Source organism: Sphingobium agri (assembly GCF_023051225.1).
Lineage (GTDB): Bacteria > Pseudomonadota > Alphaproteobacteria > Sphingomonadales > Sphingomonadaceae > Sphingobium > Sphingobium agri.
The window spans coordinates 125,569-140,686 of sequence record NZ_JALKHS010000021.1 but is presented as its reverse complement, the minus strand read 5'-3'; the positions used below and the strand labels follow the sequence as shown (position 1 = coordinate 140,686).

Sequence of the window (15,118 nt, the reverse complement as noted above, 5' to 3'; positions counted from 1 at the left end):
CTCGGGCGCTGCGCTGGCCCACCCCCGGCCCTTCAAACGAGTCACGTGCCTCGTTTGAACGCCTGCGGGAGGGGTGAGGACTGAACTTCCCTCTCAGGCCGGTTCCACTTGTAGTACCGATGCATCCGCACCGATGACGCGCACGTGGCTGCCCGCAGGTGCGTCGGGGCCTCGGCAGGACCAGACGCTGTCGCCGACCTTCACGCGGCCCCGGCCTGCTTCGATGGCTTCGACCACCAGCACGACTTCGCCGATCAGGCGGGCGGTGCGATCATTGAGCAGCGGGTCCTGCGAGTTCACCGGATTGGCCGCATACCAGCGGCGGCCGCCCCAGACCGAAAGCAGGCACAGCAGGGCGAAGATCAGCAGTTGCGCGGGTACCGAGACCGGCAGCGTCAGCGCGATCAGTCCCGTCACCGCCGCCGCCAGCGCGACCCAGATGAGGAACACGCCGGGCAATAGCACTTCACCGACGCCAAGCAGGGCGGCGAAGACCAGCCAGCCCCAATGATCATCCAGCATGCCGAGCCAGTCCATCAGCCCTGACCCTGCGCGAAGGGGCTGCGGCGGGGCGCGGCGGGGGGAGGGGTGGGTGTGCCGTCGCTGCCCAAGGCCTCTTTCGCCAGCGCGCCGATGCCGCCCAGCGTACCGATCAACTGCGTGGCTTCCACGGGGAAGAGGATGGTCTTGGCATTGGGCGAATTGGCGAACTGGCTCACCGCCTCGACATATTTCTGCGCGACGAAATAGTTGATCGCCTGCGCGTTGCCCGATGCAATGGCTTCAGATACCATCTGCGTTGCCTTGGCTTCCGCCTCCGCCTCGCGCTCGCGGGCTTCGGCGTCGCGGAAGGCGGCTTCGCGGCGGCCTTCGGCTTCCAGGATCTGGCTTTGCTTCTGCCCCTCGGCCTTCAGGATTTCAGAGGCGCGCAGACCTTCCGATTCCAGGATCAGCGCACGCTTTTCGCGCTCCGCCTTCATCTGGCGGCCCATGGCATTGACGATATCGGCGGGCGGGCGGATGTCCTTCAGCTCGACACGGGTGATCTTGATGCCCCAGGCGTTGGTGGCGTGATCGACCACGGACAGTAGGCGCGCGTTGATCTCGTCGCGCTTGGACAAAGTTTCGTCTAGGTCCATCGATCCCATGACGGTGCGCAGGTTGGTGGTCGCCAGCTGCATGATGGCGACGTAAAGCTCCGACACTTCATAGGCGGCCTTGGCGGCGTCCAGCACCTGGAAGAAGACGACGCCGTCGACCGACACCATGGCATTGTCCTTGGTGATGATCTCCTGCCCCGGAATGTCGACCACCTGCTCCATCATGTTGATCTTGCGCCCGACGGCGTAGAAGAAGGCGGGGTAGAAATTGAGGCCGGGCTTTGCCACTTCGGTGAACCGGCCGAAGCGTTCGATGGTATATTGATAGCCCTGTCGCACCACCTTGACGCTCACGGCCAGGTAGAAGAGCACCAGGAAAGTCACGGTCAGCGCGAAGGTCGTCAGCATCTTTCTCTCCCCCGAAGAAGCGCTTGACTATGACGCGAAATCATTAACGGGAAAAGTCAAACCGTCACCGCTGCCGCCCGGCCCGAAGAGGAGACCTGTCATGTTGCTGCGCCACGCCCGATCGCTGCTGTTCCTGCCCGCATCGAACAGGCGCGCCATCGCCAAGGCGCGCACCCTGTCTTGCGATATGGTGATGCTGGACCTGGAGGATGCGGTGGCTGACGGCATCAAGGAGGAAGCGCGCGCGAATGCCGTGGAGGCGGCGGCGGAAGGCTTTGGCAAACGGCTGTGCGCAGTCCGCATCAATGTCGAAGGGACGCCGTGGCATGGGCCGGAAATGGTCGCCGTCAAGAAGTCAGCGGCGAACTATGTCATCCTGCCCAAAGTCGAAAGCGGCAGGCAGGTGCGTGACGTGTTCAGCGTCTGCCAGAAGCCCGTGCTTGCCATGATCGAGAGCGCGGCCGGGGTTCTTGCCGCTGCGTCGATCGCGGCGGAAGAGGGGACGGCCGGGATCTTCATGGGCACCAACGACCTGCGGCAGGACCTTGGCATTCCTCCATCGGCGGGGAGGGAAGGGCTGAGTTTCGCTCTCCAGTCGGTGATCCTGAGCGCGCGGGCGGCGCGGGTCGCCGTGTTCGATGGCGTGTTCAACCGGTTGGACGATGAAGCGGGGTTCGAAGCGGAATGCGCGGCGGGGCATGCGCTGGGCTTCGACGGCAAGACGCTGATCCACCCGAGCCAGGTGCCCGTCGCCAACCAGGTGTTCGGGCCGGACGCGCAGGCGGTGGCCGATGCGCGGCGGCTGATCGAGGCGGCGACGGGCGGGGCCGAGCGGTTCGAGGGGCGAATGATCGAGGGAATGCATGTCGAGGAGGCGCGCGCGCTGATCGCTCGGGCGGAGGCGGTTATGCCTTGAGGGGAGCTTGTTCCCCTCCCGCAGGCGTTCAGACGAGGCACGTGACTCGTTTGAAGGGTTAGGGGTGGGGCGAGCGGAGCGAGCTTCTACGGCTCAGATTGGGAAATCTGACTTTGCGCAGGCCCACCCCCGGCCCCTCCCGCTTGCGGGAGGGGAGATGAGGTTACTCCACCGCGTTCGCAGCGGTCGCAGCGTTTGCTGCCTCGGCCTCCGCCCCCTTCGGCGCGAAGACACGCAGGCTGTCCAGCACCCTTTTCGCGATCGGCTGATATTGTTCGCTCAGCATTTCGGGATAGACGAACGTCACGGTGACGATGCCCCCGTCAGGCTGGCGCAGCAGGCGGACGGCGACATTATTGCCTTCGCCGTCATTGGCGGTGCCGCGATATTCATTGTCGCCGATGAAGTCGCCATCCACGCCTTCCGAACCGCTGCTCATCGCCTGGACGACCTGCTGGAGCGATTGCTTGTCCTCGTTGCGCTGCCAGAAGACGCGGACGTCGGCCCCTGCGCCCGGGTCCTGATAGACGGTGCCGTCAGGCGTGCTGGCGCCGCTGTCCTTTTCCCAGCCTTCCGGGAAGCTGATGGAAAAGCCGCGTTCGTCATTCACATAATTGCGATTCTCGGCCGCTTCCGCCTTGCCCTCCGCAAGCGCCTTGGCAGCGGCGGCATTGGCGGCTGCGGCCAGTTCTTCCTGGCTCGGCATATCTTCCACCGGCTCGGCGCGCCCGCAGGCTACCAGCAGGAGGAGTGGAAGGGCGGTCGCCAGGCTGAGTTTTTTCATGCCCAGTCCAAAGCATAGCCAGCCCGACATTTCAACGGCGCAACGATATCCGCAGCGGCAGGATGAGCGTTGCGTTGCGCCGGTGCGTTCAAGCGGCGCTGTCGATCCCAAGCTCGGCAAGCTTGCGGTAGAGCGTCGAGCGACCGATGCCCAGGCGGCGGGCGACCTCCGTCATGCGGCCGCGATAATGGCCGATCGCGAGGCGGATGACATCCGCTTCGATCTCCGCAAGCTGGCGGACATGGCCGTCGCCTTCGAACAGGGTGATGCCCGCCGCTTCCCGGTGAGTCGCGGGCACGGCGCGCAGGCGCGGCTGGAGCGGCTCGCCACTGGCGCGCGTCCGGATCTGCGCGGCGATCTGCGGAAAGTCCTGCGGCGTCAGCGCATCGCCCTCGCACAGAACGGCGGCACGGAAGAGAGCGTTTTGCAGCTGGCGCACATTGCCCGGCCATTCATGCTGCATCAGCAGCGCGAGCGCATCGTCGGTCAGGCCCAGGCTGCGCAGCCCCGGCTGATTGGCGATGCGGGCGAGCAAATGACGGCAAAGCGCGGGAACGTCACCAATGCGTTCGCGCAGCGGCGGAATCGTCAGTTGAACGACGTTCAGGCGGTAATAAAGGTCTTCGCGGAACCGCCCCGCCTCGATTTCATCGACCAGCCGCTTGTTGGTGGCGGCGATGATCCGCACATCGACATGGACCGGCCGCCGTGCACCGATGGGCTGCACCTCGCCATCCTGAAGGACGCGCAGCAGCTTCACCTGGGCGTCGAGCGGCATTTCGCTGACTTCATCGAGGAAGATGGTGCCCATGTCGGCGGCGACGAACTTGCCGACCTGGCGCTCGAAGGCACCGGTAAAGGCGCCGCGCTCATGGCCGAACAGGTCCGATTCGACGAGGTTCGCGGGGATGGCGCCGCAGTTCACCGTCACCATCGCCTGCTTGTGGCGGGGGGAGGCCGCGTGGATGGCGCGGGCGATCACATCCTTGCCGACGCCGCTTTCGCCTTCGATCAGGACGGGGACGCGGGCGCGGGCCGCTTTGGCTGCGATCGCGAGGGCGGCGCGGAATTGCGGCGCGGCGCCGACCACATCTTCGAAAGAAAGGGCAGCGGATATCTTTTCCGTCAGCGGGCGCAGCTCACCCTTGCCATGCTCCTGCGACAGGGTGGCGTTGAGCGCGGAGAGCAGCCTTTCCGGCGCGACCGGCTTGGCAAGATAGTCGGTCGCGCCAGCACGCATGGCGTCCACGGCAACGGCGACACTGTTGTGCGCGGTCAGTATCAATATGGGAAGCGCAGGCCGACGGCTGCGCAATTCGCGGACGAGGCCGGTCGCATCGGGGCCGGGAATCCACTGGTCGAGCAGGACCGCGTCCAGCCGCATCCCGTCCTGCGTGCCGAGCATGGCGATCGCCATGTCGCCGTCATTGGCGAAGATCGTGCGCCAGCCAGCGCGGGCGGCCAGCGCGGACACAAGCCTGCGTTGCGCGGGCTCTTCGTCGATCAGCATCAGCATGGGAACGCCGTCGCGCGCCATCTTACCCCTCTTCTTGTTCCGTGGCGCCAGCCTAGACCAAGGGGGTAAAGGCGCCCTTAACCGGAAAGTTTTTCTTCATCCGTTTCGAGGTTGAGGGGGGAGAACCTTGTCGATAAGAGGGGCCCGCTCAAAAACACAGGCGACAAGGGAATGGACATGGCGTCAGAAGGAAATATGGAGAGCGCGACCCAGACCTACACAGGGTTCGTGGCCCTCGTGAAGTGGGGCACTATCGCAAGCGTGATCGTCGCTGCGATCGTCGTTCTGCTGATCTCCAGCTAAAGACCGGCGCCACCAGGGGGATGTCGATGAAGATCGCTATTATCAAGGAGCTCGCCGAGGGTGAGCGCCGCGTTGCCGGTACGCCGGAAACCGTCAAGAAGTTCAAGGCGCTGGGCGCCGATGTTGCCGTCGAAGCGGGCGCGGGCCTTACCGCCGCCATCGCCGACGCCGACTATGCCGCCATGGGCGCGACTATTGCGGACCGCGCGGCGACGGTCGCGGGCGCGGACATCATTCTGGGCGTCCAGGGTCCTGACGTCGCCAGCATCACGGGCGCGAAGCCGGGTTCGTGGATCGTCGCTGGCCTCAACCCCTTTGTCGAGCGCGCGCGCGTTGACGCCTATGCGCAGGCGGGCTATGAGGCGTTGGCGATGGAGTTCATGCCGCGCATCACGCGCGCGCAGTCGATGGACATCCTGTCTTCGCAGTCGAACCTGTCCGGCTACAAGGCGGTGCTGGACGCAGCGTCCGAATATGGCCGCGCTTTCCCGATGATGATGACGGCTGCGGGGACGATCTCCCCGGCCAAGGCTTTTGTCATGGGCGTGGGCGTCGCCGGGCTTCAGGCGATCGCGACGGCCAAGCGCCTGGGCGCGCAGGTGTCGGCGACCGACGTGCGCTCTGCGACCAAGGAACAGATTGAAAGCCTGGGCGCAAAGGCGGTCTTCGTCGAAAGCGTCGCTGGCATCGAGGGCGAGGGCAAGGGCGGCTATGCCACCGAAATGTCCGAGGATTACCAAAAGGCGCAGGCCGAACTGGTGTCCAGCCACATCGCCAAGCAGGACATCGTCATCACGACGGCGCTGATTCCGGGCAAGCCCGCGCCGCGCCTTATCACCGATGCGCAGATCGCGACGATGAAGCCGGGCAGCGTGATCGTCGACCTCGCCGTCGAACAGGGCGGCAATGTAGAAGGCGCAGTGCTGGGCCAGGTGGTCGAGCGTCATGGCGTGAAGATCGTGGGCCACAAGAATGTGCCCTCGCGCCTTGCCGCCGACGCCTCGGCGCTGTTCGCGCGCAACCTCTATAATTTCCTCTCGGCCTTCTGGAACAAGGAACAGAATGCGCCGGTGCTGGACGAGGAAATCGGCAACGCCATCCGCGTGACGCAGGGCGGCAAGGTCGTCAGCGACCGCCTGCTGTAAATCGGCATGCTCCTCCCCCTCTGGCAAAGCCTGAGGGGGAGGGCTTCGGCGTCGTATCGCGCCTTTCCATGGATCAGGCAGGACCGGACGATCGCGTCTGAAGGGTAGGAATGAGCGCGCTTCTCCTCCTCTGTTTCCTTCTGGCCTGTTCAATGGGGGCGATCTCTGCCTGGCGTTTGCGCCTGGACGAAACCGGCGCTGTCCTCCCGCTGTTTCTGCTGCCGCCTGCAGCCATCGCCGCAACGCTGACCATCGCGGCTGAGGTGAGTAGTCCCGTCGCCCGCTATGTGAGTTTGGTCGCGGTCATGTTGGCGAGCGCATCCTTCTTCGGCGGCGCCATCGCGGCGCGCCGGAGCGCCAAAGCCGGGCAGGCGGCGAAACGTCCATGATTGCCAGCTTTGACCTGATCCTGATCGGGCAGGCCCTCGCGGCGCTGCTTTTCCTGGGCGCTTCTTGGCCCTTTACAATCCTGACGAGCGACAGGCGGCGGCATGCGGCTCTTGCTGGCACGATCATCCTGTCTGCCGTGGCGGTGTATGACATGGACGTCATCAACGGACCCGATATCATCGGCGCGTTGATCGTGGGCGGCGGCTTAGGCTTGCTGCTGGGACGGGAATGGCCGCGCGGCCGATGGATGCCGCTGTTGACGATATTCACCGGGTTCTCGGCAGCGGCGATGCTGTTTGCAGCAGCGGCGGCCTGGCTCAACCCTTATGCTTTCGGGCTGGTCGACGAGGGAAGCACCGGCGTTGCCGCGCGGCATATGCTGGCGCTGGCAGTCGTCACCATGGGTGGCATCGGTGCGTCGACCTGCGCGCTTATCGTGCTGTTTCGGCTGGAGCGGCCCGCCATGCTGCTGCTCGTCCTCGCCATCGCTATGGCGGGCTGGTCCGCCGCCGCGCTCGCATTCCTGCTGGAAAATGTGGGGCTCCTGGCTGCGGGAGGGCTTTCAGCTGCTGCCGGAACGGGCGTTGCGCTGCGCATATGTGGCGGAGCGCGCGGGAAGGGGCTTGCCGATGCGGGGTCCCGTCCGTAACGCTGGAGCGGACGGACGCCGGGGCAGTTTCCGGGCGGCAATTGGGGTAAAGACGCACCATGCAGAAGCTCGGCCTGATCGGCGGTCTCAGCTGGACATCCACAGCACGCTATTATCAGATCATCAATCAGGCGGTTTACCGGGCAAAGGGCGGGCAGCACAGCGCCCCGCTGCTGATCGAGAGCCTCGACTTCGCCGAAATCGGCCGCTCCACCACCGAAGAGGAATGGGCCTATGCAGCGCAGGTGCTAACGGCATCCGCCCGGCGGCTGGAGCAGGCAGGCGCCAAGGCGCTGCTGATCTGCGCCAACAGCATGCACCGTGTCTATGACGAGGTGCAGGGCGGGGTGGACACGCCGATCATCAACATCGCCGATGCGGTCGGCCGCAAGATGAAGGCCGATGGCGTGCAAAGGGCCGCGCTGATCGGCACCCGCAACGTCATGACGGAGAAATTCTACCGCCAGCGGCTGGTCGGCCACGGCATCTCGCTGCTGCCCCCAGACCTGGACCTCGCCGAGCGGATCGACCGCATCGTCTATGAGGAACTGACGATCGGCAAGGTGAGCCGCGAGTCCGAACGCTATATGCGCTCGGAACTGACGGACATCGCGAAGGAAAATGTTCAGGCGGCGATCCTGGCCTGCACCGAACTGGAAATGATCGTCGATGTGAAGGCGAACGTGCTGCCCATCTACGACGGCACCGCCATCCATGCTCGGGCCGGGGTCGATGTGATCCTGGGGGATTGAGCACAAAAAAGGGGACGCCCCCCGGACGTCCCCTTCCTCCCCTTTTTAGCCTGTTTCAGAATGACGAGCTGATCGAGCACGCCGCTGGCCCAAGGATCACGACGAACAGCGTCGGCAGGATGAAGAGGATGAGCGGCACCGTCATGATGGCGGGCAGGCGCGCGGCCTTTTCCTCGGCGCGCATCATGCGTTCATGGCGGAATTCAGCGGATAGCACGCGCAACGCGGATGCCAGCGGGGTGCCGTATTTTTCCGTCTGGATCATGGTCGTCACCACGCCCTTGACCGCGTCGAGCTTTACCCGATTGGCCAGGTTTTCGAACGCCATGCGCCGTTCGGTGAGGAAGCTGAGCTCGATCGCGGTCAGCTGGAATTCGTCGCCCAGCTCCGGATAGGCCTTGCCCAGTTCCTTGGCGACGCGGGCGAAGGCGGCGTCCACCGTCAAGCCAGCCTCGGCGCAGATGACGAGCAGGTCGAGCGCGTCGGGCAGGCCCTTGCGAATGGCGGCGGAACGCTTCTGAATCTTGTTGTCGATGAAGATGTCGGGCGCCTTGTAGGACAGCAGCAGCGCCACGGCGAACGCCATGAAGCGCTTTGCACCGCCCCAGTCGGGATAGATGCCTACGCCATAGAGCAGCAGCGCGGCCAGGCCGCCGATGACGATCGGCAGCACCATGCGGCCGAAGATGACGGCGACCGCCAGATCCTTCGACCGGATACCGGCCTGCGCCAGCTTGGTTTGCGAATCCTTGAGCTGATCGTCCTGCAGCACCTTCAGGCTGGACAGGAAGGCCCGCATCTGATCGGTCGTCTGGTTCTTCTTGACCAGCTTGGCGCGGCGGCGCGCGGTGGAGGCGGTGATCCCGGCCTTCAGCTGTTCACGCCGTTCGTTGAGCGCCTTGACGCGCTTGGCCATCGGGTCGCGCACGGTCATCACCGTGTAGAGCACAAACAGCATGGCGAGCGTCGCCATCGCGGCGAGCAAGGTGCCAAAGTCCGTGGCGGACATGCCGAAGAGAGTGCCTGCGGGGGAAGCGGTTTCCATGTCTCTTATCCCCCGTCAGATTTCGAAGTTGATCATCTGCGACATGATGAAGACGCCAATGCCCATCCAGCACATGCCGCCGAGGCCAATGACCTGCATCAGCGACATGCCGAAAAGGCCCGCGGGATCAGGCGTGAAGAATGGCGACATATATCCGTAGTTGATGTAGCAGATCATGCCGAAGACCAGGAACGGCAGGGCGCCGATGATATAGGCCGACGCCTTGGATTCCGAAGACATGGCGCGGATCTTCAGCTTCATCTGTGCGCGCTGACGCAGCACGGTGGCGAGGTTCGACAAGGTTTCGGCAAGGTTGCCGCCCGTCTCGCGCTGAATCGCCAGGCTGATGACGAAGAATTGGAATTCCGGCGTGCCGAGGCGATCGGCCGTTTCCTGCAGGGCCTGGTCCATCGTCTTGCCGATCTTGATGCGTTCGGTGATCAGCTTGAATTCCTCACCCACGGGGCCCGGCACTTCGCCCGCGACGACGCCCAGCGTCTCGGTGATCGGCAGGCCCGAGCGCAGACCGCGGGTCAGCAGTTCGAGCGCGTCGGGGAATTTCATGGTGAACTGCATCACCCGCTTCTTGATCAGGCGGCTGACCCACATGTGCGGCAGGGCAAGGCCGCTCGCGAGGCCCATCATGATGGCGAGCAGCGGCGCAAAGCCGCGCAGCATCAGAAAGGCGGCCATGCCAAGCGCTGTGAAGGCGCAGCTGGTCATATATTGGCTGACCGTCCATTTCTTGCCGGTCATGCGGAGGCGCTTGGCCAGATTTTCCGGGTTGGGCACCAGCGACACGAGCATCTTCATGTCGTTGCCGGGCTGCCGGTTGGAGATGGCCTTGCGCATGCGCGCTTCCATCATCGCATCCGCCGATCCGCTGTGACGTTCGCGGATCAGGGCGACACGGCGCTTGCTGGCCTTTTCAGCCGACGGCCCGGCAAAGGCCACGACAGCCAGACCAGCCAAGGTCATCAGCAGCATGATCAGCAATATCGAATTGCTCATGGTATCGCCCGTTTCCTATAGGTGCACCCCGCCCGATGGCGGCATGCCCGCCGTATTCTCACGCCTTGACCTTGTCCTTGCGTGCCGGGATCAGCCCCTTGAGGTCACCGATCTTGCCAAGCAGGGAGTCGCCTTTCTTCTTCTTTGCGGGCTTGCCATCGGCGGCATCGCCATCCTCGGCGGCCCCGATGACCGCGTCGAGCAGCGAGACGCAAGCCGCGCCGACCTTGTTGCCCTTGGCGGTTTCGGCCAATGTCTTGCCGAGCTTTGCGGACTGCGCCGCGATCCGCAGGTCGAAGGGGACGAGGACGTCCACCTTCCGCTCGATCGACGTCTCGAAATCCTTGCGGCTGATTTCCTGCGCGCCTGCATGGACGCGGTTGGCGACTACGATCACGCGCGACTGGGGCGCGTTGCTTTTCAGCCAGGACAGGATGCGGATCGAATCGCGCGCCGCCGCCAGCGTCAGTTCGGTGACGACCACGGCGACATTGACGTCGGCCATCAGGTGCGGATGCTGGATCAGCATATGGCGCGGCAGATCGACGACGCTGCATTCGAACGCGGCGCGGAATTCTTCCAGCAGCTGGTAAAAGGCGCCCCCATCGGTCAGCATCGGCTGGCTGATCGGCGCTTCGGCCGACAGGATCGCCAGCGTATCGCTTGCCCGCACCATCGCGCGTTCGATGAACAGGCCATCGATGCGGCTCGGGTTATCGATCGCGTCGGTGAGGCCACGGCCCGGTTCAAGGTCCATCGCCAGCGCGTTGGTGCCGAAATGGACGTCAAGATCGAGCAGTGCGGTCGGCCGCTTCTGCTTGTCGCTGAGCAGCCAGGCGAGCGAGGTCGCGATGCTGGACGCGCCCACGCCGCCACGGGTGCCGATGACGGCAGTGGTGAGGTGCGGCCGTTCGGGCCCCGCGTCGCGCGGGGCGAAGAACACCGCCTGCGCCTGTGCCAGCGCGTCGCGCAACTGGTCGGCGCCGAAGGGCTTCAGCAGATAATCCTGAATGCCGCTGGCGATGAGGTCGCGATAGAGGCGGACGTCATTCACCTGACCAGCGGCGATCACCACCGTGCCGGGCTCGCACACTTCGGCCAGGCTGTTGATGTCATTGAGCGGGTCGCCGCTTTCGGACATGTCGACGAACAGGATTTGGGGGCTGGCGCTGACCGACAGGCTCTGCACGGCGTTGCGCATGCCGCCCTTGTTCACCTTTTCCGGGGCCCAGCCCATTTCAGCGGCAACCATCGCCAGCAAGTCGTGGCTATGATCGTCGCAGACGAAGGCGTGGAAGGGATCGCGCTGTCCAGACATGGCGGGTTTCCAGGGTGCGTTCATGATCAGCGGCCTCCCGACAGGGACTTGAGGTCACCCGAACCGGTCGGGGTCTTTTCGCGATAGGTCGAAATGGCGCGGTTGGACGTGGCGGTGCGCAGGTCGCTTGCGCTGCTCTGGCCGCGCACCAGATCCTCCGGATTGGCGACCATCGCGGCAAGGTTGCCGTTCACGCCGCAGCCGAAATTGGAGGTAGTGCCAAGCTGGGATTCGGTTTCCTGCTTGCTCGACCAGTCAGGGCAGCCGGGCACGCGCGCGGTCGCGCGGCGCACGACCATCCGGACGCTGCCGGAAGGCGCAGCGCCTGCGGCGGCGGAGCTGTCCTCACCCACCAGCATGCCGTGGCGGGCGACGACATCGGCGATGCCTTCGCGCAGTTCAGGGCTGTAATAGGCATCGGTCACGATCGCGACCTGATCGCCATAGCCAAGGCCGATGGAGGCGAACCAGTCTTCCAGGCGGCGGGCTTCCGAAGCGCTGAGGCCGCCGTCCGGGCCAGCCTGCACATCATAGGTGTAGGTGTCGTGGCCGACGACTGGTTGATGCACCGATTCGACCCCGCGATTGACGGCGGGATTGCAGGCGGCGAGCGGCAGCGCCATCAGGGCGAGCGCGCCGAAGCGGACGATGGTGTTGGCGGAGAGGGAAGTCATGACTGTCGTCCTTCCGATCAGAAGCTGAAGCCGGGCGCGGCGGCGGTCTTCGCCGAACGCTTGCCCGTGTCGCGAGGGGCGGCCGCCTGCGGGCCGGGCGCGGGAGCCGGGCTGCCGGGATCGCGGCGCGGCATCGGCGCGCGGGCACCGCTTACGCCGTCGCTGCCCTGTTGGAGCAGAAGGCCCTGTGCGACATTGGCATTGCGGAAACCGTCGGTGGGCAGGCGCACGTCCGACGCATTCATCGGCTTCACCAGATAGGGGGTGACGACGATGACCAGTTCGGTTTCGTGACGCTGGAACCGGCGCGACTTGAAGAGGCTGCCAAGGATCGGGATCTCACCGAAGCCCGGCGTCTTGCTGATCGAGTTGGCGGTGTCGTTGTTGAGCAGGCCCGCGATCATGAAGGCCTGGCCCGAACCCAGTTCGACGGTGGTTTCCGCCGTGCGGCTCTTGAGGGCCGGGACGGTCGTGTTCACCGAGAAGTCGAGGCTCGACACGGTCGGGCGCACGCGCAGCGAAATGCGTCCGTCCGCCAGCACCGTCGGCGTGAAGGCGAGCTGCACGCCATATTGTTTGAATTCGATGCTGTTGCCCTGCGTGCCGTTGCTGACGGTATAGGGATATTCGCCGCCTGCCAGGAAGCTGGCGGTTTCACCTGACAATGCGGTCAGATTGGGCTGGGCCAAAGCGGTAGCAAGGCCGCTCGATTCGGCAAGGTCCAGCGCGCCTGCCACGTCCATGCCGAGCAGGTTGGCGACGAAGCCGAGCGAGGTCGTGCCGTCCGTCGGGTTGTTGAAGGTGTACGTCGTGCCGCCCGTAGAATTGGTGCCGCGTGTCACGAAGTTGCGGTCGGCCCGGCCGATGCTGTCGATGATCCGGCCATTGCCATTCGCCAATGCCGAGATGTTCACGCCGATCTGGTGCCCAAGGTCGCGGCTGACTTCGGCGATCTTGACCTGCAGGTTGACCTGAAGCGGGGTCGCGGTGCGCAGGCGGCTGACGACGGTGACGTCCTTGCCCACGAAGGCCTGCGTCAGCCGCTCGGCTTCGGCGGCGTCCTCGGGAGCAGCGACGGTGCCGGTCAAGAGAACCATGCCGTTCATCTTGTTGACCGCGATCTGCGCGTTCGGCATTGCCAGCCGCAGCATGTCGTCGATGTTCGACAGATTGTTGCCGACGCGGACGGTGCCGGAAAACAGCACCTTGCCGTTGGTGGCGGTGGCGAACACGGTGGTTTCGCCCGCTGCCTTCGCGATCAGGTAAAGCTGGTTCTGCGCACGAACATGGACGTCGACGACCTCGGGATTGCCGATGACGACGTCCGACATTTTCGCGCCCAGGTTGATGACCTTGCTGCCGCCCACCGACATCAGGATCGCATTGTCCTGCATCGAGGAAGGGGCTGCGTTGAGCGCGGTCGTGGGCGTGGCGGCCATGGCGGTGGCGAGGCCGAGAGCGATGGCGGGGCCAATGAGCGGTTTCACCGCCTTCTTGCCCGCCTGAAGGTTGATAGACTTCATCTTACTTCCCCCCGACCGGAACGACGGTCACATTGGTGCCGCGCGCGATGCGGATTACAGGTCCGCTGACGCCGCCCGGTGCTGCCTGAGCGCCCCCCCCTGCGGGCACTTCGACGCCGGCGGTCTGCAACGGCTTGGCGGGGACGGAGCTGCGCTGGTAGCGAGACACGTCTGCGCCGGTTGAAAAGGTGCTGCCCTTGTCGACCGGGCGAGCGGCGAGTCTTGCGATGATCTTCTTTTCCGCGTTCGGGCTGGCGCCATCGGGCAGGTCGACGTCGGAGCCGGCGATGGCGGCGTCGAGGTCCGACGCATTGTCCGCAATGGAGCGCAGCGTCAGCGAAAGCGATCCGATGGTCTGCGCCACCGCGATCTTCTCCGCGATCTTGGGCGTCACTTCGATCGTGACGTTGGAATAGGTCTGAACGACAGGCTTGCCGTCATCGCCCATGGCATCCATGCGCTGGTCGGTGGCGAGCACGCGCAGGTTGCGCAGGATGGTTTCGGAGACCTTCAACGGCTCCCCGTCGCCGCCTCCCGATACGCTCTGCGTCAGCATCAGGTCGACGCGGTCGCCCGGGAAGACGAAGCCCGCGACCGAGTTTTGCGCAGACACCGGTACGGTGACAGCGCGCATGCCCGGCCCGAGCGCCGCGGCGAGGAAACCGCGCTCGCCCGGCTTGATCACCGAACCCACGGTCATCGGCTGACCAGCCGAGATGGCGGTGCGCACGACGCTGCCCACCAGCTTCGCCGGATCGGCCTGGCCCTGGATATAATAGGCCTGTTCGACCAGATCCTTGGGCCATGGCTGAAAGCGGAAGCTTTCCGCGTCGAGGATGGTGCCCACCGGCAATGCCTTGGTCGCGACCAGCACATGGGGCTGGTCGGCCGCTACTGGCATGGAAGAGGCACTGGCCTGGGGCGCGCTAGACGAACTCAGCATGTTGCGCGCGAGAAGAGCTGTTGTGACCGCTATGACAAGCGCCCCCACCAGCAGCACGATTTTCTTGCCGTCCATGATGAAATTCGTCTCCCTCAATCAGGCGAGTTGCGCCCGAGCCCCGAATTTTACGCAAAATGGTTAAGATATCGTTCGCCAATCAGCCAAAGGGCGGCGAAGGATATTGCGATACCGTAAGGAATCTGGGGTTGTCCGAGCCGTCGGGTCATCCGGTGATGGACCACGGTGACGATCGTCACCACGCCCCCGGCCATGGCCATCATCATCAGCATTGCCAGGACGGCTTCCCATGGAAACCACAGCGCCAGCGCCCCCAGCAGCTTGACGTCGCCCCCGCCCATGCATCCCATCGCAAAGAGCGCGGCAAACAGCGCGAACACGGCTAGGCCAAGCGCCACCTGCAACAACATGCCCGGCCAGACCGGCAAGCCGTTGGTGATCCACCACAGCGGCGCCAGCGCCGCGATGGCAAGGTTCAGCCGGTTGGAGATGATCCGCGACCGCCAATCGGTCACGCACGCGATGACCAGCAGCACGCCAAGGGCGCATAGCAGCGCCAATTTGAAATATTCCCCCGTCATGAATCTAAACCCTAGACCGCATGGCTTACTAAACCGTAACCA

General features: G+C 64.7%; 17 protein-coding genes. 6 read left to right on the top strand and 11 right to left on the bottom strand.

Going from position 1 to position 15,118, the window contains the following annotated elements; genetic code table 11:
• Positions 1 to 93 precede the first annotated feature (93 nt).
• Positions 94 to 537, bottom strand: a complete 444-nt coding sequence (locus tag MU848_RS18315) for an NfeD family protein (protein WP_247234730.1) — start codon at positions 535 to 537, stop codon at positions 94 to 96.
• On the bottom strand, positions 537 to 1,508 hold the full coding sequence (locus MU848_RS18310; protein WP_097091010.1) for an SPFH domain-containing protein: 972 nt from the start codon (positions 1,506 to 1,508) through the stop codon (positions 537 to 539). The genes MU848_RS18315 and MU848_RS18310 overlap by 1 nt, the downstream gene beginning before the upstream one ends.
• Before the next feature lie 100 nt (positions 1,509 to 1,608).
• Here MU848_RS18310 and MU848_RS18305 point away from each other — a divergent pair, with 100 nt between their 5' ends.
• Complete coding sequence (locus MU848_RS18305; RefSeq protein WP_247234728.1) at positions 1,609 to 2,424, top strand: HpcH/HpaI aldolase/citrate lyase family protein; 816 nt, start codon at positions 1,609 to 1,611, stop codon at positions 2,422 to 2,424.
• A gap of 163 nt (positions 2,425 to 2,587) precedes the next feature.
• Here MU848_RS18305 and MU848_RS18300 read toward each other — a convergent pair whose 3' ends face one another.
• On the bottom strand, positions 2,588 to 3,208 hold the full coding sequence (locus MU848_RS18300; protein WP_097092684.1) for a hypothetical protein: 621 nt from the start codon (positions 3,206 to 3,208) through the stop codon (positions 2,588 to 2,590).
• Positions 3,209 to 3,296: 88 nt separating this feature from the next.
• Positions 3,297 to 4,745 carry a sigma-54-dependent transcriptional regulator gene (locus MU848_RS18295; RefSeq protein WP_097091012.1) on the bottom strand — a complete coding sequence of 483 codons (1,449 nt, stop codon included), beginning with the start codon at positions 4,743 to 4,745 and terminating at the stop codon, positions 3,297 to 3,299.
• Between the two features lie 156 nt (positions 4,746 to 4,901).
• Between MU848_RS18295 and MU848_RS18290 the strand changes: the two genes are divergently transcribed.
• The 5 genes from MU848_RS18290 to MU848_RS18270 all read left to right on the top strand — a co-directional run bounded on the left by MU848_RS18290 (position 4,902) and on the right by MU848_RS18270 (position 7,963).
• A complete protein-coding gene (locus tag MU848_RS18290) occupies positions 4,902 to 5,027 on the top strand; it encodes an aa3-type cytochrome c oxidase subunit IV (protein ID WP_176502167.1) in 126 nt (41 codons plus the stop codon).
• Positions 5,028 to 5,053: 26 nt separating this feature from the next.
• Positions 5,054 to 6,172, top strand: a complete 1,119-nt coding sequence (locus MU848_RS18285; protein ID WP_247234726.1) for an NAD(P) transhydrogenase subunit alpha — start codon at positions 5,054 to 5,056, stop codon at positions 6,170 to 6,172.
• A 152-nt stretch (positions 6,173 to 6,324) separates the two neighbouring features.
• Positions 6,325 to 6,561 (top strand): hypothetical protein, encoded by a 237-nt coding sequence (locus MU848_RS18280; protein ID WP_247234724.1) that lies wholly within the window; start codon positions 6,325 to 6,327, stop codon positions 6,559 to 6,561.
• Positions 6,558 to 7,211 carry a hypothetical protein gene (locus tag MU848_RS18275; RefSeq protein ID WP_247234722.1) on the top strand — a complete coding sequence of 218 codons (654 nt, stop codon included), beginning with the start codon at positions 6,558 to 6,560 and terminating at the stop codon, positions 7,209 to 7,211. The genes MU848_RS18280 and MU848_RS18275 overlap by 4 nt, the downstream gene beginning before the upstream one ends.
• A gap of 59 nt (positions 7,212 to 7,270) precedes the next feature.
• Positions 7,271 to 7,963 carry an aspartate/glutamate racemase family protein gene (locus tag MU848_RS18270; RefSeq protein ID WP_097091016.1) on the top strand — a complete coding sequence of 231 codons (693 nt, stop codon included), beginning with the start codon at positions 7,271 to 7,273 and terminating at the stop codon, positions 7,961 to 7,963.
• Between the two features lie 55 nt (positions 7,964 to 8,018).
• Here the strand turns inward: MU848_RS18270 and MU848_RS18265 are convergent, their stop codons facing one another.
• Genes MU848_RS18265 through MU848_RS18235 form a run of 7 tightly spaced genes read right to left on the bottom strand, consistent with a single transcriptional unit; the run spans position 8,019 to position 15,076 of the window.
• The gene (locus MU848_RS18265) at positions 8,019 to 9,008 is read right to left on the bottom strand and encodes a type II secretion system F family protein (RefSeq protein WP_247234720.1); all 990 of its coding nucleotides are present in this window, start codon (positions 9,006 to 9,008) and stop codon (positions 8,019 to 8,021) included.
• 15 nt (positions 9,009 to 9,023) lie between these two features.
• Complete coding sequence (locus tag MU848_RS18260) at positions 9,024 to 10,019, bottom strand: type II secretion system F family protein (protein ID WP_097091018.1); 996 nt, start codon at positions 10,017 to 10,019, stop codon at positions 9,024 to 9,026.
• Between the two features lie 58 nt (positions 10,020 to 10,077).
• Positions 10,078 to 11,361, bottom strand: a complete 1,284-nt coding sequence (locus MU848_RS18255) for a pilus assembly protein CpaE (protein WP_247234718.1) — start codon at positions 11,359 to 11,361, stop codon at positions 10,078 to 10,080.
• A 2-nt stretch (positions 11,362 to 11,363) separates the two neighbouring features.
• Complete coding sequence (locus MU848_RS18250; RefSeq protein WP_097091020.1) at positions 11,364 to 12,011, bottom strand: CpaD family pilus assembly protein; 648 nt, start codon at positions 12,009 to 12,011, stop codon at positions 11,364 to 11,366.
• Positions 12,012 to 12,028: 17 nt separating this feature from the next.
• On the bottom strand, positions 12,029 to 13,534 hold the full coding sequence (locus tag MU848_RS18245; protein ID WP_247234716.1) for a type II and III secretion system protein family protein: 1,506 nt from the start codon (positions 13,532 to 13,534) through the stop codon (positions 12,029 to 12,031).
• A gap of 1 nt (position 13,535) precedes the next feature.
• Positions 13,536 to 14,552, bottom strand: coding sequence for a Flp pilus assembly protein CpaB (cpaB, locus tag MU848_RS18240; RefSeq protein ID WP_247234714.1), 1,017 nt, complete (start codon positions 14,550 to 14,552; stop codon positions 13,536 to 13,538).
• A 50-nt stretch (positions 14,553 to 14,602) separates the two neighbouring features.
• The gene (locus MU848_RS18235; protein WP_247234712.1) at positions 14,603 to 15,076 is read right to left on the bottom strand and encodes an A24 family peptidase; all 474 of its coding nucleotides are present in this window, start codon (positions 15,074 to 15,076) and stop codon (positions 14,603 to 14,605) included.
• Positions 15,077 to 15,118 lie beyond the last annotated feature (42 nt).